This is a genomic window from Flavobacterium soli DSM 19725 (genome assembly GCF_000422705.1).
Lineage (GTDB): Bacteria > Bacteroidota > Bacteroidia > Flavobacteriales > Flavobacteriaceae > Flavobacterium > Flavobacterium soli.
Genome location: NZ_AUGO01000006.1, coordinates 352,076 through 374,688, shown reverse-complemented (window position 1 = coordinate 374,688; position 22,613 = coordinate 352,076). Strand labels below are relative to the sequence as shown.

The 22,613-nt window shown below is 35.2% G+C and carries 15 protein-coding genes; 14 read left to right on the top strand and 1 reads right to left on the bottom strand.

The genetic code is table 11. The annotated features are described in order from the left end of the window. Positions 1-7: 7 nt before the first annotated feature. The 14 genes from glgB to G508_RS0108920 all read left to right on the top strand — a co-directional run bounded on the left by glgB (position 8) and on the right by G508_RS0108920 (position 20,093). Positions 8-1,915, top strand: a complete 1,908-nt coding sequence (gene glgB / locus G508_RS0108990; protein WP_026705007.1) for a 1,4-alpha-glucan branching protein GlgB — start codon at positions 8-10, stop codon at positions 1,913-1,915. A 90-nt stretch (positions 1,916-2,005) separates the two neighbouring features. Continuing rightward, positions 2,006-2,545 carry a TPM domain-containing protein gene (locus tag G508_RS0108985; protein WP_084625947.1) on the top strand — a complete coding sequence of 180 codons (540 nt, stop codon included), beginning with the start codon at positions 2,006-2,008 and terminating at the stop codon, positions 2,543-2,545. 104 nt (positions 2,546-2,649) lie between these two features. Then, positions 2,650-5,049, top strand: a complete 2,400-nt coding sequence (locus tag G508_RS0108980) for a glycoside hydrolase family 31 protein (protein ID WP_026705005.1) — start codon at positions 2,650-2,652, stop codon at positions 5,047-5,049. Between the two features lie 35 nt (positions 5,050-5,084). Next, positions 5,085-5,906 (top strand): M48 family metallopeptidase, encoded by an 822-nt coding sequence (locus G508_RS0108975; RefSeq protein WP_026705004.1) that lies wholly within the window; start codon positions 5,085-5,087, stop codon positions 5,904-5,906. Positions 5,907-5,966: 60 nt separating this feature from the next. Further along, entirely contained in the window at positions 5,967-7,271 is a 1,305-nt protein-coding gene (locus G508_RS0108970; RefSeq protein WP_026705003.1) for an MFS transporter, read from the top strand. A gap of 48 nt (positions 7,272-7,319) precedes the next feature. Continuing rightward, positions 7,320-8,219, top strand: coding sequence for a DUF6252 family protein (locus G508_RS0108965; RefSeq protein WP_026705002.1), 900 nt, complete (start codon positions 7,320-7,322; stop codon positions 8,217-8,219). Between the two features lie 192 nt (positions 8,220-8,411). Next, positions 8,412-10,865, top strand: a complete 2,454-nt coding sequence (lon, locus tag G508_RS0108960; protein ID WP_026705001.1) for an endopeptidase La — start codon at positions 8,412-8,414, stop codon at positions 10,863-10,865. A 149-nt stretch (positions 10,866-11,014) separates the two neighbouring features. Further along, positions 11,015-12,037 (top strand): type IX secretion system protein PorQ, encoded by a 1,023-nt coding sequence (gene porQ / locus G508_RS0108955; protein WP_026705000.1) that lies wholly within the window; start codon positions 11,015-11,017, stop codon positions 12,035-12,037. A 243-nt stretch (positions 12,038-12,280) separates the two neighbouring features. Next, positions 12,281-12,970 (top strand): (d)CMP kinase, encoded by a 690-nt coding sequence (gene cmk / locus G508_RS0108950; RefSeq protein ID WP_026704999.1) that lies wholly within the window; start codon positions 12,281-12,283, stop codon positions 12,968-12,970. Between the two features lie 228 nt (positions 12,971-13,198). Continuing rightward, positions 13,199-14,524, top strand: coding sequence for a nucleoside permease (locus G508_RS0108940; protein ID WP_026704998.1), 1,326 nt, complete (start codon positions 13,199-13,201; stop codon positions 14,522-14,524). A 25-nt stretch (positions 14,525-14,549) separates the two neighbouring features. After that, positions 14,550-15,794 carry a YncE family protein gene (locus tag G508_RS0108935; protein WP_026704997.1) on the top strand — a complete coding sequence of 415 codons (1,245 nt, stop codon included), beginning with the start codon at positions 14,550-14,552 and terminating at the stop codon, positions 15,792-15,794. 180 nt (positions 15,795-15,974) lie between these two features. Then, a complete protein-coding gene (locus tag G508_RS0108930) occupies positions 15,975-17,186 on the top strand; it encodes a metallophosphoesterase (RefSeq protein ID WP_211223381.1) in 1,212 nt (403 codons plus the stop codon). Between the two features lie 410 nt (positions 17,187-17,596). Then, on the top strand, positions 17,597-19,375 hold the full coding sequence (gene rpsA / locus G508_RS0108925; protein WP_026704995.1) for a 30S ribosomal protein S1: 1,779 nt from the start codon (positions 17,597-17,599) through the stop codon (positions 19,373-19,375). 151 nt (positions 19,376-19,526) lie between these two features. Beyond that, on the top strand, positions 19,527-20,093 hold the full coding sequence (locus G508_RS0108920) for a fasciclin domain-containing protein (RefSeq protein ID WP_026704994.1): 567 nt from the start codon (positions 19,527-19,529) through the stop codon (positions 20,091-20,093). A gap of 90 nt (positions 20,094-20,183) precedes the next feature. Here G508_RS0108920 and pheT read toward each other — a convergent pair whose 3' ends face one another. After that, positions 20,184-22,607 carry a phenylalanine--tRNA ligase subunit beta gene (gene pheT, locus G508_RS0108915; RefSeq protein WP_026704993.1) on the bottom strand — a complete coding sequence of 808 codons (2,424 nt, stop codon included), beginning with the start codon at positions 22,605-22,607 and terminating at the stop codon, positions 20,184-20,186. Positions 22,608-22,613: the final 6 nt, after the last annotated feature.

The window sequence follows — 22,613 nt, the reverse complement described above, 5'->3', positions numbered from 1 at the left end:
ACAAAACATGAGCAAAATTATATCGCATTCTCTTTTTACTGATTTTGATATCAGTCTGTTTAAGGCTGGGAAACATTTCAGGTTGTATGAAAAATTAGGGTCTCATTTGATAGAAGTCAATGGTGAACAGGGCGTTTATTTTGCAGTTTGGGCTCCATCGGCTCAAAGTGTTTCGGTGATTGGCGATTTTAATTCTTGGGATGGAAATGAATACCAACTTGAAGTGAGATGGGACAGTTCGGGCATTTGGGAAGGCTTTATTCCCGGGGTGCAGAAAGGGGCGGTTTATAAATACAGGATTCGTTCGTTCAATAATAATGCATTGACCGAAAAGGCTGACCCGTTTAGTCTTTACTGTGAACATCCGCCACAAACGGCTTCGATTGTTTGGGATTTGGACTATAAATGGAAGGACGATAAATGGATGAAGTCCCGAAAAGACACCAATGCTTTGGATAGACCTTATTCGGTTTATGAGGTGCATCTAGGTTCTTGGAAACGCCAAGAAAAGGAAGATCGTTTCCTGACGTATCGTGAATTAGCGGAAGACCTTGTGAATTATGTAAAAGAAACCGGTTTTACTCATGTCGAGCTGATGCCGGTTATGGAATACCCATATGACCCTTCTTGGGGGTATCAGTTGGTGGGTTATTTTGCACCAACTTCTCGTTTTGGGACGCCACAGGATTTTATGTATTTGGTTGACAAGTTGCATCAGGCTGGAATTGGCGTGATTCTGGATTGGGTGCCTTCGCATTTTCCTGATGACGGTCACGGTTTGGGGTATTTTGACGGTTCCAATTTATACGAACATCCCGACAGGAGGAAAGGCTACCATCCGGATTGGAAGAGCTTGGTTTTTAACTATGGACGAAATGAAGTTCGAGCGTTCTTAATCAGCAATGCCATTTTTTGGTGCCAACATTATCATGCCGACGGACTTCGTGTAGATGCCGTTGCTTCGATGCTTTATCTCGATTATTCTCGTGACGAAGGCGGTTGGGAACCGAATATTTTTGGTGGAAGAGAGAATCTTGACGCCGTTAGTTTTTTGAAGGAATTCAACGAAGCGGTTTATACCAATTTTGAAGGCGTCCAGACAATTGCCGAAGAAAGTACGGCTTTCCCAATGGTTTCGCGACCTACTTTTCAGGGTGGACTTGGCTTTGGAATGAAATGGATGATGGGTTGGATGCACGATACCTTGCAGTATTTTAAGCGTGAAACGATTTATAGAAAATACCACCAAAATGATTTGACTTTTTCGATGACGTATGCCTTTTCGGAGAATTTTATGTTGCCGATTTCACATGATGAAGTGGTGCACGGTAAATATTCGGTTTTGGGAAGAATGCCGGGTGACGAATGGCAACAATTTGCGAATTTGAGATTGCTTTATGGGTATATGTTCACGCATCCTGGAGCAAAATTGTTGTTCATGGGTTCGGAATTCGGGCAAAGGCGTGAGTGGAATTTTGAAGGCAGTTTGGATTGGCATTTATTAGAATCGAAGTTTAATTTAGGTATTAAAAATATAATTACCGATTTGAATGCACTTTATAAATCAAACCCTTCGATGTATGAAAAGCAGTTTTCTCCAGAAGGTTTCGAGTGGATTAGCTATGATGACCATCAGAATGCGGTTTTGGCTTTTATCCGAAAGGGAAATAATGCAAAAGCTGATGTGATTGTGGTTTGCAATTTCACGCCTGTGGTTCGAACTGATTACAGGATTGGACTTCCGAGAAAAGGAAAACTGGTTCAGATTTTCAACAGTGATGATGAACGTTATGGAGGAAGTGGCGTGACAAATGAGGCTAAAATAAAAATTGATAAGGAAGAGTACCACGGAAGGGCGTTTTCGGCAGCCTTGGTTTTACCGCCTTTGGGTGTTATGGCTTTTAAAATTTCATAAAATAAAGTTAACCCTATAAGGCATTTAAGTTCCTATAATTACTTTGGCTTGAAAATCTTAAATGCCTTATTAGGGCAAAAAAAATAAAAAATGTTTAAAAAAATAATTGTCCTAGTTGTTCTGTTCTCTTCAATGTGTTCTTTCTCTCAAGGAAATGACACCGTAAATTCTTTCAAACTACAAAGAGAAGAGCAACTGCGAAAAGCGGTTCAGAAAGGTTTTAAACCACTGAATGATTTTGAAAATCTTTTCAATCAAACCGAAGCCGAAAAACTTGTCGAAATGTTGATTGATTTTAAAAAAGAAACCGGAATTGAGATTTCGATCTTTACCATCAATAGCGAATTTACCAATAAGGAAAACTTTGAAAAGTTTACGTTGGGATTGGCAAATTTCCTTCCTTCTTTGGTTGAAAGAAAAATGACCATCAATATTTCGAAGGAATTTAGAAGGATTAGGATTCAAAATTCGGATGAACTTGTAAAACTAATTTCTGACGAAGAAACCAAGGAAAAAGTGAACTCTTATTTTGTTTCGAGTTATAAAGAGGGGAAATATTTCGAAGGCACTTTCTTTGGTGTTAAATCCTTAATGGAATTATTAAAAGCGAAAATTCAAACTCCAAAATAAATTATCAAGAGCCGAAAACGTTATAGTTAAAAACTACTTAAAGCTAAATGGCTAAAGTAGTTAGCAACTTTGTAAATTTGGCATTTACCATTTAAATTTAAGCTATGATTTTAAATCAAGAATTAGAATATAAAGGAGATTTATTTCCTTCCAAAATAGTTTCATTTACACAAGAAGTCAATTCTTTCGATTTCTTTTCAGATAATAGTGTAATCCTTCGCGTTTCGGTTATCCGAGATAGCTTGATCCGTTTCAGGTATACTACAAAAGGTTATTTTAGCAATGATTTTTCGTATGCAATAGACAAAAGTCAATCACATGGATATAATTTTCTAGAACTTCTAGAAAGTGACGATGTATATCAAATCAAAACCAGCAAGGTAGTTTGCATCATCAGAAAAGTTGACATGAAAGTCGCAATTTTTGATTTGGATGGGAAAAGCATCTTGGAAGATGAGCTCGGTTTTCATTGGGAAGAGAATTATAATTTTGGTGGAAACATCGTGAAAATGAGTAAGGCTTCGAAAGAAGGTGAAAGTTTTTACGGTTTGGGCGACAAGGCTTCACATTTGAATTTGAAAGGAAAGCGATTAGAAAATTGGGCAACCGATCAATATGCTTTTCATAAAGACCAAGAACCTTTGTATAAGGTTGTTCCGTTTTATATTGGCTTGCAAAACAAGATGGCCTATGGTGTTTTCTTTGATAATACGTTCAAAACCTTTTTTGATTTTTGTGCCGAAAGAAGAAACGTAGCCAGTTTTTGGGCCGAAGGAGGAGAGATGAATTACTACTTCATTTATGGTCCAAAAATGCAAGATGTGGTTACAACTTATACACATCTAACAGGAAAACCAGAATTACCGCCACTTTGGGCTTTAGGATATCACCAATGTAAGTGGAGTTATTATCCGGAAAATAAGGTGAAGGAAGTGACGAGTAAATTCCGTGAACTTCGAATTCCGTGTGACGCCATTTACTTAGATATTGATTATATGGATGGTTTCAGATGTTTTACATGGAACAAAGATTATTTTCCAGATCCGAAAAAGATGGTTGCAGAATTGGCAGAAGATGGTTTTAAAACCGTTGTTATCATTGATCCGGGAATTAAAATTGATAAGGAATATTCGGTTTATGCCGAAGCTTTGGCAAATGATTATTTCTGCAAAAGAGCCGATGGTCCTTATATGAAAGGAAAAGTTTGGCCAGGAGAATGTAATTTTCCAGATTATACCAACCCAGAAGTTAGAGAATGGTGGGCTGGATTGTTTAAGGAATTGATTTCAGATATCGGTGTAAAAGGTGTTTGGAACGACATGAACGAACCTGCCGTGATGGACATTCCTGGAAAGACTTTTCCGATGGATGTTCGCCATCATTATGACGGAAACCCTTGCAGTCACAGGAAAGCCCATAATATTTATGGAACTCAGATGGCACGTGCCACTTATGAAGGAGTAAAGCGATTCTCGTATCCAAAAAGACCTTTTATTATCACGCGTTCGGCTTATTCTGGAGCACAACGCTATACTTCGTCTTGGACAGGAGATAACGTAGCAAGTTGGGAACATTTATGGATTGCAAACATCCAAATGCAACGAATGTCAATGTCGGGAATGGGTTTTACAGGATCTGACATTGGTGGATTTGCAGAACAGCCTTCGGGCGAATTATATGCAAGATGGATTCAGCTAGGTGTTTTTCATCCGTTTTGCAGGACCCACTCTTCTGGAGATCACGGTGATCAGGAACCTTGGTCATTTGACGAAGAAGTGGTTGATATTACTAGAAAATTTGTTGAATTGCGTTATCAATTGCTTCCTTATTTATATACCATGTTTTGGGAATACATCAATGACGGTGTCCCGATGTTGAAGCCATTGGTGTATTTTGATCAAGAAGATCCACAAACGCATTATAGAACCGATGAATTTATTTTTGGAAATCAGATTTTGGTTTGCCCGATTTTAGAACCAAATGCTATCGGACGAAGAATGTATCTTCCGAAAGGAAATTGGTACAACTACTGGACGAATGAAGTGGTTTCGGGAGGAAAAGAATTTTGGGTAGGAACTGATTATGACCAGATTCCGATTTTTATAAAAGAAGGTGCCATTATACCAAAATATCCGGTTCAGCAATATGTTGGCGAATTAGAATTTGAGGAAATTACGCTTGACGTATATTATAAATTAGGCAAGGAAAAATCAATGTTGTATGAAGATTCGCAAGATGGATATGACTACAATAAAGGAAGGTTCAGTCTTTCGACTTTTAGTTTGAGAGGAAAAGAAAACGAACTGATTATCCAACAGCACATCGAAGGTAAATTTGAAACTAACTATAAACGTTTCAAGATTGTTTTACACGGATTGCCCTTTGAAATTGCTTCAATTGAGTTTGATAATGATAGTATTTCTTTAGAAAATGCACAATTTGATGGAAAAACCATATTGTTTATTCATAAAGATTTTACGGAACTTCATATCACAGGTAAGTAGAAAAATGTTTATTTTTACAACAAAAACAAAACATTATGAAAAAGTACATTTATTTAGGAACAGCTGCTGCAATTTTAGGAGTAGTTATTTCTTGTGCAACTAACCCTGTAACAGGAAAAAAAACAATGGCATTTGTGCCAAATAGTGAAATTTTTGCTTCTTCTTTTAGCCAATATGGGGCATTTTTGAAGGAAAACAAAGTTGTTACGGGAACTTCCGATGCAAAAATGGTAGAACGAGTAGGTGCCAAAATTAGAGCCGCTGCCGAAAAGTTACTTAAATCTAGAGGAACAGCCGATGCTTTAGAGGGGTATGCATGGGAATACAAACTTGTTGAAAACAAGGAAGTTAATGCTTGGTGTATGCCTGGTGGAAAAATCGTTATTTATTCTGGAATTTTACCTGTAACTAAAGATGAAGCGGGCTTGGCAACGGTTATGGGACATGAAGTTGCACATGCTTTGGCCAATCATGGTCAACAAAGAATGAGTGCTGGTTTGGCTCAACAACTTGGTGCTGGAGTTGCTCAAGCAGCAGTTGGAAGTAAAAGTGCCGAGACTCAAGCTTTGGTAATGCAAGCTTATGGAGTTGGGAGTCAAGTAGGAGGGATGCTTCCATTTAGCAGAAGCCATGAATCAGAGGCAGATGAAATTGGCTTGACCTTGATGGCAATTGCAGGTTATAATCCAGATGCTTCAGTTCCGTTTTGGGAAAGAATGTCAGCTAAATCTGGAGGTGGAGCTCCAGCGGAAATTTTAAGTACACACCCATCTGATCAAACAAGGATTTCTAACTTGAAAAGATTAATTCCGAAAGCTAAAGCAGATGCTGCAAAATTTGGAGTAACGTTTAAATAAAAATAGTATCTTCGAACCACGCTAAACGGCGTGGTTTTTTTATGTCTAAAAAATAAAAATATGGCAAATCTAGAAAAGGGAAGTAGTAAATTATTAAACGCTTGGGCATTTTATGATTGGGCGAATTCGGTTTATCCATTGGTTATTTCGTCGGCTATTTTTCCTATTTTTTATGCTTCTCTTTTTCCTGGAAATCAAACTGAAGTAGCCGTTTTTGGAACAACCATCAAAAATACCGCCTTGATTAGTTTTGTTACAGCAGCTGCGTTTTTAGTTGTTGCTTTTATTTCACCGTTGCTTTCAGGAATTGCCGATTATGTAGGGAATAAAAAACGGTTTATGCAGTTTTTTTGTTATCTCGGGGCTTTGTCTTGTATAGGATTGTATTGGTTTTCTTTAGAAAATATTTATTTTGGATTAGCCTGTTATTTTTTTGGATTGATAGGTTTTTGGGGGAGTTTGGTGTTTTATAATTCCTATTTGCCAGACGTGGCTTTTAATGAGCAACAAGATGGTTTGAGTGCCAAAGGGTATTCTTTAGGTTATTTTGGAAGTGTGATTTTACTTCTGATTAGTTTGGCATTGGTAATGAGCCAAGAAACAGATGCCGATAAGGTGGAAACCATGAAATTAACCTTTGTCTTGACGGGTATTTGGTGGATTGCTTTTAGTCAATATACGTTTTATCATCTGCCGAAAGGCAACAAGAATAACGACAAAGTTACCCGAGCCGTTTTCTTCAATGGTTTTAGGGAATTGAAAAAAGTTAAAAATCAATTGTTTGAAAATCTTCCTTTAAAAAGGTATTTAATTTCCTTTTTCGTCTATAGCATGGCGGTTCAAACTGTCATGTTGGTTGCAGTTTATTTTGGTGAACAAGAAATTAATTGGGAAAATGATGATCAAAAAACGATAGGGTTAATTATCAGCATTCTGGTCATTCAAATAGTAGCAGTTTTTGGTGCAATTCTCACTTCATTGGCTTCGAGTAAATTCGGAAACATTAAAACACTTATTTTCATTAATGCCATTTGGGCTGTTATTTGTGTTTTTGCCTATTTTGTAACAACACCAATGCATTTTTATATTACTGCTAGTTTTGTAGGTCTTGTAATGGGTGGAATTCAAGCACTTTCACGTTCAACCTATTCTAAGTTTTTGCCAAAAACAGACGATACAACTTCGTTTTTTAGTTTTTATGATGTATCAGAAAAGGTAGGAATTGTAATCGGGATGTTGCTATATGGTTTTATCGATCAAATTACAGGAAGTATGCGAAATTCAATCGTTTTTTTAACGGTATTCTTTATTGTAGGATTACTACTTTTACTTCGTGTTCCTAAAAAAGTATTGTCTAACGAATAAAAAAAATTATATTTGAAAAATCAATTGACCTTTATAACCATAATTTTAATGAAAAGATTTAAATTTTTATCAGTTTGTTTTATAGTGTTTTCAGCTTTTTTAACCTCCTGTTCAGGTGATGTAGAACCTTTGGATCCAGCCGTAATCGTAACGCCAGAACAACCAGAAGGTGGTTTTTTTCAAGTTGATTTTAACGGAGATACCTTTGAAGCAAATACAACTATCGCTTATGTTTCAAGCGGAAATATTTTAATTTCGGGAGTAAAATCTACTGGACAAACGGTAAGTATCGCTCTCGATGGTGCTGCTGTTGGAACTTATGATAATGAAAACAATATCCTTTCCTATTCTCCGAGTCCAAACTCAGAATATGACTATGTGAATTTTAATGAAGACGCTGACGGAAATTACATCAGCAATGGTTCGGTTGTTATAACAGAAATAGATACCGAAGCGAAAACGATTACTGGAACTTTCACTTTTACAGGATATTGGTCTGATTTTACAGATGAAAATCCGCCTGCTGCAATTGAATTTACAAATGGGTCTTTTTCAATTCCTTATATCTCATCAGAAGATCCTGGTGATGGGGATTTTGTTAAAGCAAAAATAGATGGAATCGATTTTGAAGATGAAATCATTACAACCGCTTTTGCCTCTTCAGGAGAATTTGATATCATAACAATCAATGGTATAAATGAACAAGATCAGCAAATTTCTCTTTTCATTAATGATGATGCAGAAGTTGGAACACACGTCATGACAAACGAGCCGCTTGGTAATATGGCAAGAGCTGCTTATCGTATTGGAGATGCAAATCCTTCCTATTCTGCAACGGGATCCTTAACAATTAGCACTAAAACCGCTGATCGAATTAGTGGAACGTTCAATTTTACAACAACAACAGGTGAAGTAATTACAGCCGGATCTTTTGATGTCGAATATTAAAATCGTTTCAAAATAAATTATTAAAAAATCCGCATAAGCGGATTTTTTTATGGCATAAAGATTGACTTTATGAGTTGAAATCAAATAATAAATTTTTATTAATTATTGATTTACAGTGAAATAAACATCAAGAATACTTTAAATTTGTATGACTGCTGTTTTTGTTTAATGACAAAATGACTTAAATACTATATGTCGAATCAAAAAATAATCACCATTGACAACTTGTCACTACAAGAATTCGATTCTGAGGCCGAGTTAATTCCACTATTGACACCAGAGGACGAAGAAGAAATGAACAACGAGGAGCTTCCTGAAGCATTGCCTATTTTGCCTTTGCGAAATACGGTCCTTTTTCCAGGAGTTGTAATCCCAATTACAGCTGGTCGCGACAAATCGATCAAATTAATCAATGATGCGAATGCTGGAAGCAAAATAATTGGAGTTGTTTCTCAAAAAAATGAAGAAGACGAAGATCCAACGTTCAATGATATTAATAGCGTTGGTACTGTTGCAAGAATTTTGCGTGTTCTAAAAATGCCTGACGGAAACATTACCGTTATCCTTCAAGGAAAAAAACGTTTTGAAATTGATACCGTTACAACAGAGATTCCCTACATCAAAGCGACCATTAAAGAAGTTCCGGAAAAGCGTCCTAAAAAAGGTGAGAAGGAATTCTCTGCAATAATCGATTCATTAAAGGAATTGGCTACCCAAATTATTCAGGAAAGTCCAAATATTCCAACTGAAGCTACGTTTGCTATTAAGAACATTGAAAGTCAATCATTCTTGGTGAATTTTGTTTCTTCGAATATGAATCTCACAGTTAAAGAAAAACAAGATTTACTTGCTATTAATGATTTAAAAGATAGAGCTTTAGCAACACTTCGTTTTATGAATTTAGAGTTGCAGAAACTCGAATTAAAAAACGACATCCAGTCTAAAGTTCGCTTTGATTTAGACCAGCAACAGCGTGAATATTTTTTACATCAGCAAATAAAAACCATTCAGGAAGAGCTTGGTGGCGTTTCTCATGAGGAAGAAATCGAAGAGATGCGTCAAAAAGCAAAAACCAAAAAATGGGACGAAAAAACGTTGAAGCATTTTGAAAAGGAATTGTCAAAAATGCAACGTATGAATCCGCAAGCTCCTGATTTTGGCATCCAAAGAAATTATCTTGAATTGTTTCTAGAGTTACCTTGGAACCATTATTCAAAGGATAAATTCGACTTAAAACATGCTCAAAAAGTTTTAGACAGAGACCATTTTGGGTTGGAAGATGTGAAAAAGAGAATGATCGAGCACTTGGCAGTTTTAAAATTGCGAAACGACATGAAATCACCTATTCTTTGTTTGACGGGACCCCCAGGAGTTGGTAAAACTTCTATTGGGAAGTCTGTTGCAGAAGCTTTGGGTAGGGAATATGTTCGTATTTCATTAGGTGGTTTGCGTGACGAAGCTGAAATCCGCGGACATCGAAAAACCTATATTGGAGCAATGCCAGGAAGAATTATTCAGAGTTTGAAAAAGGCAGGAACATCAAATCCTGTTTTTGTGTTGGATGAAATTGATAAATTATCAAGCAGTCATAATGGCGATCCGTCATCTGCCTTACTTGAAGTTTTAGATCCAGAACAAAACAAGGAGTTTTATGATAATTTCCTTGAAATGGGTTATGATTTATCAAAAGTGATGTTCATTGCAACTTCAAATAATATGTCAACCATTCAACCCGCCTTACGCGATAGGATGGAAGTCATCAAAATGTCAGGCTATACGATAGAAGAAAAAGTTGAAATCGCTCGTAAGCACTTGCTTCCAAAACAATTAAAAGAGCACGGACTTACCTCGAAACATTTGGTTATTGGAAAAAAACAATTGGAGCAAATTGTAGAAGGTTACACGCGTGAATCAGGTGTGAGAGGTTTAGAAAATAAAATTGCACAAGTCATCCGAAATGCAGCCAAATCAGTTGCAATGGAAGAAGAATACAATATAAAATTAACCGACGAAGATATTATAAAAATACTTGGTGTTCCAAGAATGCAACGTGACAAATCCGAAAGTAATGAAGTTGCTGGTGTGGTAACAGGATTAGCTTGGACAAGTGTTGGGGGTGATATTTTGTTCATAGAATCCCTAATTTCCAAAGGTAAAGGAAGCTTGACCATGACAGGAAATTTGGGTACGGTTATGAAAGAATCTACCACAATTGCCTTGGAATACATCAAAGCTAATGCCGATAAATTAGGAATTGATCCTGAAATGCTAAACAAATACAACGTTCACATTCACGTTCCAGAAGGAGCTACTCCAAAAGATGGACCAAGTGCTGGAATTGCAATGTTGACTTCTCTTGTTTCAGTTTTCAAACAAAAAAGAATCAAGAAAAACCTTGCCATGACAGGAGAAATTACCTTGAGAGGAAAAGTCCTTCCTGTGGGAGGAATCAAGGAAAAAATCCTTGCTGCAAAAAGAGCCAATATCAAGGAAATTATTCTTTGTCATGAAAACAAGCGTGATATTGATGAAATTAAACCTGAATATTTGGAAGGTTTGACTTTTCATTATGTGAAAGAAATGAGCGAAGTTTTAGCAATCGCCATTACAGACCAAAATGCTAAAAATGCTAAAATATTGAACTAATAGTTTTTAGATCAATAATTATATTCAAAAAAGTTTAATCATCATCGGTTAAACTTTTTTGTTTTTGATGAAATTTAATAAATCAACTTTATTTTAAAAATAATATCTTCGCATTTCCGTTATAGGATATGTAAATTGGTTTTCACCCTATGTTTAAAAAAATAACCGTTGCTGTTTTTATGCTTTTTTGTACTGTAAATTACAGTCAGATAGGCGGTCAATCAGTTTATCAGTTTTTAAATCTTATTACTTCTCCTAGACAGGCCGCTTTGGGTGGAAAAATCCTTACCATTCATGACTACGATGTCAATCAAGCGATGTATAATCCGGCGACGATTAATCCAGAAATGGACAATCACCTTTCTCTAAACTATGGAAGTTTGTTTGGAGAAGTAACCTACGGAACTGCCAATTATGCCTATACCTATGACCGACATCTGCAAACTTTTCACGCAGGTGTGAACTATGTAAACTACGGAAATTTTGAAGGATATGACGAAAATGGAAACTATACTTCGGATTTTACAGGAAGTGAAACTGCACTTTCCTTCGGCTATGCTTTTAACATTCCTTGGACCGATATTTACCTTGGTGCCAATGCTAAACTCATTTCTTCAACCCTAGAAACCTATAATTCTTTTGGTGGAGCTATCGATCTTGGAGCTTTGTATATCGATGAAAATAACGACATCAACATTGCACTTGCCATTCGAAACATCGGAACACAATTTACAACTTATGCAGGAACACGCGAACAATTGCCACTCGAAATAATGGCTGGAATTTCGCAAGAACTAGAACATGTTCCCTTGAGATGGCATCTAACGTTAGAAAATTTGCAACAATGGGACATCGCTTTTTCTAATCCAGCAAGATCCGAAGGCACAATAGATGGTGGCGAAAGTGAAGAAAAAGTTTCTTTTTTCAACAACGCCTTGCGTCACGTTATCGTTGGAGCCGAACTTTTTCCAGCAAAAGCCTTCAACCTTAGATTGGGTTATAATTTTAGAAGAGGCGAGGAGCTCCGTATTCTCGACCAGCGGAATTTTTCTGGAATATCAGTTGGTTTCGGACTACGTTTCAACAAAATCAAGTTTGATTATTCCTATTCGCGTTATACCTTGGCAGGAAACACAAGCCTTTTCGGACTCACGATTAACTTTCAAGATTAATATTTGGGCGTGCCACCATTTTCAAAAAGGCAAATTCAGTTTGTCTACAGCCTTTTTGAAGATGCTGTCGGGCTTTCCGTTACAATCTTTTTATTTTTTTAAAGAAAAAAAATAAAAAGGATTTCCACTGCAATCCCTCACGCAAGCGAACGTAGTCAACCAAAACTATTTAAATTACAACTTCTCCCTTTCTCAAACTTTATTTTATCTTTGCGACTTAGTGCCTTCGTGGCGAAAATAAATATGAAAAAAATCACCATCGCCATCGACGGATTTTCCTCTACAGGAAAAAGCACCTTAGCCAAACAATTGGCCAAACACCTCGGATATGTTTATGTAGATACTGGAGCAATGTACCGTGCCGTTGCCTATTTTGCAATGGATAACGGTTACATCAACGAAGAATCTTTTGACAAAGAAACTTTAATCAATGCCTTGCCGGATATCAATCTAAGATTTCAATTCAATCCCGAATTAGGTTTTGCCGAGATGTTTTTGAACGATGTAAATGTAGAAAAGGAAATCAGAACCATTGAAGTTTCAAAATTCGTCAGCCGAGTTGCCGAAGTATCTGAAGTTCGTGCCAAATTAGTCGAACAGCAACAGCAAATGGGAAAAGACAAAGCCATCGTCATGGACGGAAGAGATATTGGAACTGTCGTTTTCCCAGATGCCGAACTCAAGATATTCATGACAGCAAGTGCCGAAACACGAGCTCAAAGGCGTTTTGATGAGCTTCAAGCAAAAGGTGATGAAGTTTCGTATGAAGAAGTGTTGAAAAATGTTCAAGAACGTGATTATATTGATACGCATCGCAAAGATTCTCCTTTAATTATTGCAGATGATGCTATCGAAATCGATAATTCCTACCTTTCAAGAGAAGAACAATTTACAGCTGTTTTAGAATTGGTTACAGATGAATTAGAAAGCTAATCATTTTCTACGAAATTATTATTATCCCATTCAAGAATCGAATTAAATAAAGTCTTTGAGGTTTTTTAAATGAGTACATTTAAAATTTCGAATCAATTTATTTTGCTGCTGTAAAATGGTATAAACTTTCAAATTTTTCAATTTTTTTAATTAATTTGTTATTTTCATTTTTAATAGTAGATTTACGGGCTGTAAAATTTTCAAAAAACATAAATACAAAATTTTCTTATGAGCATAAAAAGCAGATTGACTTTAATGAGTTTTCTACAGTTTTTTGTTTGGGGAGCTTGGCTAATCACGATTGGAACTTATTGCTTTAATGCAAAAGGATGGACTGGAGCCGAATTTGGAGCCATATTTTCTACACTTGGTTTGTCGTCATTATTTATGCCTGCACTTACGGGAATTATAGCAGATAAATGGGTTAATGCTGAAAAGCTTTATGGAATTCTGCATATTTTGTATGGACTATTTTTGTTTTATGTTCCAGAAGTTAATGATCCAAATATTTTATATTATATCATTTTTGGAGCAATGATTTGTTATATGCCAACCATTTCCTTGTCAAACTCGATAGCCTACACGATTTTGAAAAACAACAATTATGATGTGATAAAGGTTTTTCCTCCAATTCGCGTTTGGGGAACAATAGGTTTTATTGTCGCCATGTGGATCACAAATGTATTCAGTTCGCCAACTCCGCCTCAAATTTTTGAAAGTTTTGGATTAAGTATTGGTACGGCTATATCCAACATTTCAGGAAATCCAATTTATGCAAATCAATTTTATATTGCAGCAGTTGTTGCAATTTTGTTAGGAATTTATTCCTTCACCTTACCAAAATGCCCTCCACAGAAATCAATTTCACAAGATGCAAGTTTTGTGGAGCAATTGGGTTTAAACGCGTTTAAATTGTTTAAGTCCTATAAAATGGCACTCTTTTTTGTGTTCTCCATGTTTTTAGGTGGGGCATTACAGCTTACTAATATGTATGGCGATGCTTTTTTAAATGATTTTGCCAAAATACCAGAATATGCAAATTCGTTTGTGGTGGAATATTCAACCATCATCATGTCTATTTCTCAAGTTTCTGAAACCTTATTTATATTAGCAATCCCTTTCTTTTTGAAACGATTTGGAATAAAGCAAGTGATGTTATTTTCTATGATTGCATGGGTTTTGCGTTTTGGGTTATTTGCCTATGGAGACCCGATGGGAGGTTTGTGGATGATTATCCTTTCATGCATTGTTTATGGTATGGCGTTTGACTTCTTCAATATTTCAGGATCTTTATTTGTAGAAACTACAACAGACTCTAAGATTCGTTCTTCTGCACAAGGATTATTCATGATGATGACCAATGGTGTTGGTGCTTATTTGGGAAGTAAAATAAGTGGTTATGCAATTGATAAATATTTTACGCAAGACGGGATAAAAGATTGGCACAATATCTGGCTATCATTTGCAATTTATGCTTTGATTATTGCAATTGCCTTTGCCTTTTTATTCAAGCACAAGCATGATCCAAAAGATGTGGAAACGGTAAGTCACTAAAATTTTAATTTTAAATTCGGAAATAATGATAAAATATAAATTTTTACTTTTACTATTAATCGGAATTTCTGGATTTTCGCAAACCAAAGCTGTTTACAATAAAAGTGTTGAAGCCTATCAAAACAAGGACTATGCTTTGTTTTTGAAACTGACTCAGCAATTGGACAGTATCAGACCAGCACATCCAACCTTTACTTATAATTTAGCCTCAGCTTTTGCCTTGAATGGGAAAAGTACTGAGGCTTTTTCTGTTTTAAGGCAGATGATTTTGGCAAATAATACCGTTGCTTTTGAAGATGATGCCGATTTTGAGTCCTTGAGAAATTTAAAAGGTTTCCAACTTATAAAAGAGTTGAAAGCTTCACAGAATAAAACCATTACGCAATCTAAATTTAAAGTTAGTCTTTCAGAAAAGGATTTGCATCCTGAAAGTGTTTTGTGCATTTCAAATAAAAAACTTTGGCTGGCTTCGAGTATTCGAAATAAGAAAATTGTTTCGTTTGATGTGGCTTCAGGAAAATGCAGTGATTGGTTTGTAGATGCGAAGTATTCGGTTTTTGCAATGAAAGTGGATGCAAAGGAGCAATTTTTATGGGTGGCGACTTCGGCAATTCCAGAAATGAAGTATTTTAGCAAGGAAATGGAAGGGAAGAATGAGATTTTGAAAATTGATATTACTACAAAAAAGATAGTGCAACGCTTTTCCGTTGAAGGAAATCACGTTTTTGGGGATTTGATTGTAGGGAAAAATAATGAGGTTTATGTTTCTGATAGTGCAGAACCTTTGATTTATAAAATATCGGATGATACAATTTCGGTTTGGAAAGATTTGCGAAATGAGGCTTTTAATTTGCAAGGAATTACTTTTGATGAAAATTATACGAAATTATTTATTGCCGATTATTTGAAGGGAATTGTAATGATTGATTTGAAAAGCAACAGCCATTCCTGGTTGAAATTCCCTGAAAATGCAACGAAAAAAGGAATTGATGGTTTGGTTTTTTATAAAAATTCATTGATTGCGATTCACAATGGTGTTACTCCAATTCGGATTGTGCAGTATCAATTAAACCAAGAAAATAACAAGATTATCGATTTTGTTGTTTTGGACCAAAATAGAAATGAATTCAACGAGCCAGCTTTGGCAAGTGTTTTCGGGAACAAATTATACTTTTTTGCCAATTCTCCTTGGAAATTGTATGACAAGAATTTTATCTTGGATGATTCTAAACTTGAAGCTCCAAAGTTGTTCGAACTCTTGTTGAAATAACCAGAATTGTTGGGTAGCCCTGAAAGGGCGAAACATTTTAGCATAGGGTAAAACCCTATGTAATATGGAATCAAACGTCCGTGAATTCTAGCCCTGAAAGGGCGACACAAATGCCTATGAAAGATGAGTTAAAAAATTAGTTAGCTGACCTATTATGAAACAACCGTTATTAAAACAACAATGAAAATTTTAAAGATTATAGCAATTACAATTATTTCTTCAATTTTATTTTTTTTATTAATTTTTGGGATTAATATTGAATACCAAGATGGAACACATTCTACGTGGTCAGGATTGAGAGTTTTATTTGAAGATAGGGAATTCGAATTCTCTTATAAAAAGAAACATATTGTCAAGCTAAATGGAATAGACGGACCTTATATTATTGATTCAATAGTATATCGTGTTGATTCATTAAATAATGTAAAAACTGCAGGATACAAAAAGAGTGATTCAATTTTAGTTCAAGTAAACAATAAAGATTTAGATAAATTCTACTTCTTTAAAAAAGATTTGATTCAAAAAAATGCAGATACTTATTTAATGCCTCAAAAACTAATTGCGATTTCTGATATTGAAGGGAATTTCAACGCATTTTCAAGTTTCCTAATTAATAATAACATTATTGATACAAATTACAACTGGACATTTGGTAACGGGCATTTGGTTTTGACAGGAGATTTTGTTGACAGAGGTTCTAATGTGGTTCCAGTTCTTTGGCTTATTTATAAACTAGAAGAACAGGCAGAAAAACAAGGTGGAAAAGTTCATTATATTTTAGGAAATCATGAAATTATTAATTTTCAAGGACGGTTTAAATATAATGATGAAAAATATATTAAGATTGCGACCTTAATAGGCAAGACAGAAGATTGGAAAAAGGCAACTCAATTTATGTATTCCGATAAAACAGAATTGGGGAAATGGTTGCAGTCAAAGAATGGAATTGAAAAAATAGGAAATTATATTTTTGTTCACGCAGGATTAAGTCCAAACATTTTAAAACATAATTTATCAATTTCAGAGATCAATACTCTTTCGAAACAAAACTGGTTTAAAGATTTATACAATGAGCCAGAAAACAATGAAAAAGCTAATTTTTTGATTGGTAGAGAAGGAATTTATTGGTATCGTGGTTTAGCAATTGATTATAAGCATTATGACAAAATATCAGAAATTGAATTAGATAATGTTTTGAACTTTTATCAAGCAAATAAAATAGTATTTGGGCATACTATTAATAACAGCATCAAAAAAGACTACAATGGAAAACTAATAAATATTGACGTTTCTCATGGACAAGAAAAAAACTCTAATAAAACAAAGGGTTTGTTCATTGAAAAAGGATTTGAATATATAATAGATGGAGGGGGTATGAAAACAAAACTCTGAAACACTTCTGTTAACGGTTTTGCAACTCCCTGTCAAACCCGCAAACCGTTATGGTTTCAGCCCTGAAAGGGCGAAACATTATAGACAAAGTTGAGTCCAAAAGATTAATAGAAGCCTAAAGTTATTCATCTAGCCCAGACTGGAGGGAAAATCCTTTTTGTTTTTTCTTTAAAAACAAAAAGATTTGGAAGGAAGGCTGGAAAATGGATTATTTTTTGCACAAGCCTTTCGCTCCTAAAAATCTAAACTATAATATTTTGCAGATTTAAAATTTATTATTACTTTTGCACACCTTTTGGCGGGAGGCGTTTCCATTAGGTATCAAATATTTAAGTAAAACAACTTCTGTTTTTTTCTTATCGCATCATGAAACGCAAGAAAATACAGAATACAAATTTTTATCAGAACAAATGTCTGAACAATTAAAATCACAAGAAGAGTTTTTAGCTAATTTTAACTGGCACAATTTCCAAGAAGGTATTGATGCTGTTGATGAGAAAAACTTGTTAGAATTTGAAGAATTAGTAGCTAAAACTTTTATAGCAACTGATCAGGAAGAAGTAGTGGAAGGTGTTGTTGTAAGAATTACTGACAGAGATGCTATCGTTGATATCAACGCTAAATCTGAGGGAGTTATTTCTTTGAACGAATTCCGTTACAACCCGAACTTGAAAGTGGGTGACAAAGTAGAAGTATTGATTGATATCCGTGAGGATAAAACAGGTCAGTTGGTTCTTTCTCACAGAAAAGCACGTACTATCAAAGCTTGGGATAGAGTTATCTCTGCTAACGAAACAGGTGAAATCGTTAATGGTTTTGTGAAATGCAGAACTAAAGGTGGTATGATCGTTGACGTTTTTGGTATTGAAGCTTTCTTGCCAGGATCTCAAATTGATGTTAAGCCAATTAGAGATTATGATGTTTACGTAAACAAAATGATGGAATTCAAAGTTGTGAAAATTAACCACGAATTTAAAAACGTTGTTGTTTCTCACAAAGCGCTTATCGAAGCGGATATTGAAGTACAGAAAAAAGAAATCATCGGTCAATTGCAAAAAGGACAAGTATTAGAAGGTGTTGTTAAAAACATTACTTCTTATGGTGTGTTTATTGACTTAGGTGGTGTTGATGGATTGATTCACATTACTGACCTTTCTTGGTCAAGAATCAACCACCCAAGTGAAGTTCTTGAATTAGACCAAAAATTGAATGTTGTTATCCTTGATTTCGATGATGAGAAAACAAGAATCCAATTAGGTTTGAAACAATTGAACGCTCACCCATGGGATGCTTTGAGTGCTGACTTGAAAGTTGGTGACAAAGTAAAAGGTAAAGTAGTTGTAATCGCTGATTACGGTGCATTTATCGAAGTTGCTGAAGGTGTTGAAGGTTTGATCCACGTTTCTGAAATGTCTTGGTCTACTCACTTGAGAAGTGCTCAGGATTTCGTAAAAGTTGGTGATGAAGTAGAAGCTGTAATCTTGACTCTTGATAGAGATGACCGTAAAATGTCATTGGGTATCAAACAAATGACTCAAGATCCATGGACTGATATCACTTCTAAATACCCAGTTGGTTCTAAACACACAGGTATCGTTAGAAACTTTACAAACTTTGGAATTTTCGTAGAATTAGAAGAAGGTATCGACGGATTGATTTATATCTCTGACTTATCTTGGACTAAGAAAATCAAACATCCATCTGAATTTGTAAACGTTGGAGAAAAACTTGACGTTGTAGTATTAGAATTAGATGTTGACGGACGTAAATTATCTTTAGGTCACAAACAAACTACTGCTAATCCTTGGGACAAACATGAAGATGCTTTCGCAGTTGGAACTATCCACACAGGTGAAATCTCTGAAATCGTTGACAAAGGAGCTACTGTAGAATTTGGAGAAGATGTTGTTGCTTTTATTCCAACTCGTCACCTTGAAAAAGAAGACGGTAAAAAATTGAAAAAAGGTGACTCAGCTGAATTCAAAGTAATCGAGTTCAATAAAGAATTCAAAAGAGTTGTAGCTTCTCACACTGCGATCTTCCGTGAAGAAGAAGAGAAAAACGTGAAAGCTCAAACAGAGAATAACAACAATTCATCATCTAACAACAATGCTTCTGCATCTACATTAGGAGATAATAATGATATTCTTGCTGAATTGAAAGCTAAAATGGAAAAAGGAGGAAACTAATCTTTCTTAATCTAAATATAAAAAGCCTCGTAGAAATACGGGGCTTTTTTTGTGGACTAAATTATAATTTATTGTTAAAGAAATTAACTGCTAAAACCAAAGTTTGAGTTATGGCGTAAATGCATTTATAAAACTTTAAAAATAAATTATTATGAAAATCACCAAAATTTTATCCGCTTCAATTTTAGCTATTACAATGATGACTGGTACTTCAGTATTGGCTCAAAAAGAAAAAACTGTAACCGTTGGAGGAGCTCCAATGTATCCTTCAAAAAATATTGTTGAAAATGCTGTAAATTCAAAAGACCACACGACTTTAGTGGCAGCTGCAAAAGCCGCTGGTTTGGTTGAGACTTTGCAGGGAAAAGGTCCATTTACGGTATTCGCTCCTACAAATGCAGCTTTTGATAAATTACCGAAAGGAACTGTTGAAACATTATTGAAACCCGAAAATAAAGCAATGTTACAATCTGTTTTGACCTATCATGTTGTAGCAGGAAAAATGAATGCTTCGGATATTGCAAAAGCAATCAAATCTGGAAACGGAAAAGCAACATTGACAACCGTTCAAGGTGGAAAGTTAACTGCTTGGATGGAAGGAAAAGATTTATATATATCTGATGAAAATGGAGGAAAAGCAAAAGTTACAATTGCTGATGTAAACCAATCTAATGGTGTGATTCATGTTATTGATGCTGTAGTTACTCCAAAAGGATAGTTGGATTTGGTTGATTATTGTTACATGTTACAAAAAGAAAGAGGCTATTAAGGCCTCTTTCTAATTTATAAATTATCTTTGAATAGTGAACTATCTCAAAACAGCTCCTAATTCTGTTTCGAAGCTTTTCTGTAACTTACTCATTATCTTATCAATCTGAACATCAGTTAATGTTTTTGTTGCATCTTGAATGGTAAAACTTACCGCATAAGACTTTTTGCCTTCCGGCAGATTGTTTCCTTGATACACATCAAAAAGATTGATGCCTTTCAATAATCCTTTTTCTGATTGTCTTGCGATATTGTAAATAGCATCAAATTGAATATTCTCATCTACCAAAAGTGCCAAATCACGACGAACTTCTGGGTATTTTGGGATTTCTGTGAATTTGATTTTATTTGAAATTAATTTTAGAATTCTGTTCCAATCAAAATCAGCATAGAAAACTTCTTGTTTAATATCGAATTCTTTTGCTATTGATTTTTTGATGGTCCCGAATTCAACAATCGTTTCATTTCCTAAAACTACTGCAACACCTTCAGCAAAAACATCCGATTCAACTGGTTTATTTTGCGTTTTCTCAATTCCTAATCTTGAAAGAATGGCATTTACATATCCTTTAAATAAAAAGAAATCCGATACTTTTTGAGTGTTTGTCCAACTTTCTGCCAATCTATTTCCAGTAATGAACAGTGTCAAATGCTTGTGTTCTTCATATCCAGAAGGAAATTTATGGTAGGATTTTCCGAATTCGAATAATTTCAAATCAGCATTTCTTCTGTTGATGTTAAAAGAGATGGCTTCCAAACCTGAAAATAATAAAGATTGTCGCATTGCTGATAGATCCTTACTTAAAGGATTCAACATTATTACATTAAAATCAGCATTCAATTTCTCCGACAGTTCCACATAATCTGGAGTGGTAAGCGAATTGGCCATCATTTCATTGAAACCAACCGAAGTCAATTGATTGGCAACAATATTCTGAACCTTATAATCTTCTGTTCGTGGAGAATTGGAAACAGAAGCATTAAATTTTTTAGAAAAATTAATGTTATTGTATCCATAAACCCTTAATATTTCCTCGATAACATCAATTTCTCGTTGAACATCAACTCTGTAGGCTGGAATCGTTAATCCCAAACCAACATCTGAAACACTATTAATTTTGATGTCAAGCGAAGCCAAAATCTTTTTTATAGTTTCCTTTGGTAATTCCTGACCTATGATTTTTGCAGTTTTATTGAAATTCAAAACCACTGAAAAATCTTCTAATTTTTTCGGATAAATATCTACTACATCCGAAGTGATTTCGCCTCCTGCAACTTCCAAAATCAAAATAGCAGCTCTTTTCAAAGCATATTCCGTAATCGTTGGATCAATTCCTCTTTCAAATCTAAAAGAAGCATCCGTACTCAAAGTATGTCTTTTTGCTGTTTTTCTAATCGTAACTGGATTAAAATAAGCACTTTCCAAAAAGATAGAACTTGTGGTTTCGGTAACGCCAGAGTTTTTTCCTCCGAAAACACCTGCGAAACACATTGGACCATTTTCGTCACAAATCATCAAATCCTCTTCGTGTAAAGTTCGCTCTACATCGTCAAGGGTTGTAAATTTTGTTCCAGCTTCAACAGTTTTTACAATTACTTTATTTCCTTTTATTTTTGATGCATCAAAGGCGTGAAGTGGTTGTCCTAATTCATGTAAAACATAATTGGTAACGTCCACAATATTATTTTTTGGTGTCAAACCAATTGCTTTCAAACGGTTTTGCAGCCATTGAGGTGAAGGTTTAACCGTAATATTTGAAATCGTAATCCCGCAATATCTCGGAGCCAACTTTGAATCTTGAACCGAAACGTCCATCTTTAAAATTCGCTTATCGATCCTAAAATTTGAAACCGATGGCGTTATTAATTCGGTTGAGATATTTTTCTGCAATAATCCAGCCCTTAAATCTCTTGCGACACCCATGTGGCTCATGGCATCGGCACGATTAGGCGTCAAGCCAATTTCAAAAACTTCATCATTTTCGATATTAAATACTTTTGAAGCTGGAGTTCCTGGTGCTAAATCTGAATCCAAAATCATGATACCGTCATGACTTGTTCCGAGTCCTAGTTCATCTTCGGCACAAATCATTCCGTGGCTTTCCTGATCGCGGATTTTTCCTTTTTTAATTACAAATGAATTACCGTCTTTATCGTATAAAGTCGTTCCGATTGTTGCAACAGGTACTTTCTGTCCGGCAGCTACATTACTCGCTCCACAAACAATTTGCACAGGAACTCCATCGCCTAAATCTACGGTTGTAACTTTTAATCGGTCGGCATTTGGATGTTGAACACAGGTTAAAACGTGGCCTACCACAATTCCTTCCAATCCGCCTTTTACAGATTGATATTTCTCAACGGCTTCAACTTCAAGACCTAAATCAGTCAATAAAGCAGATGTTTCTTCGGAATTCCAGTCGGTTTTAATGAATTGTTTTAACCAGTTATAGGATATTTTCATGTGTCA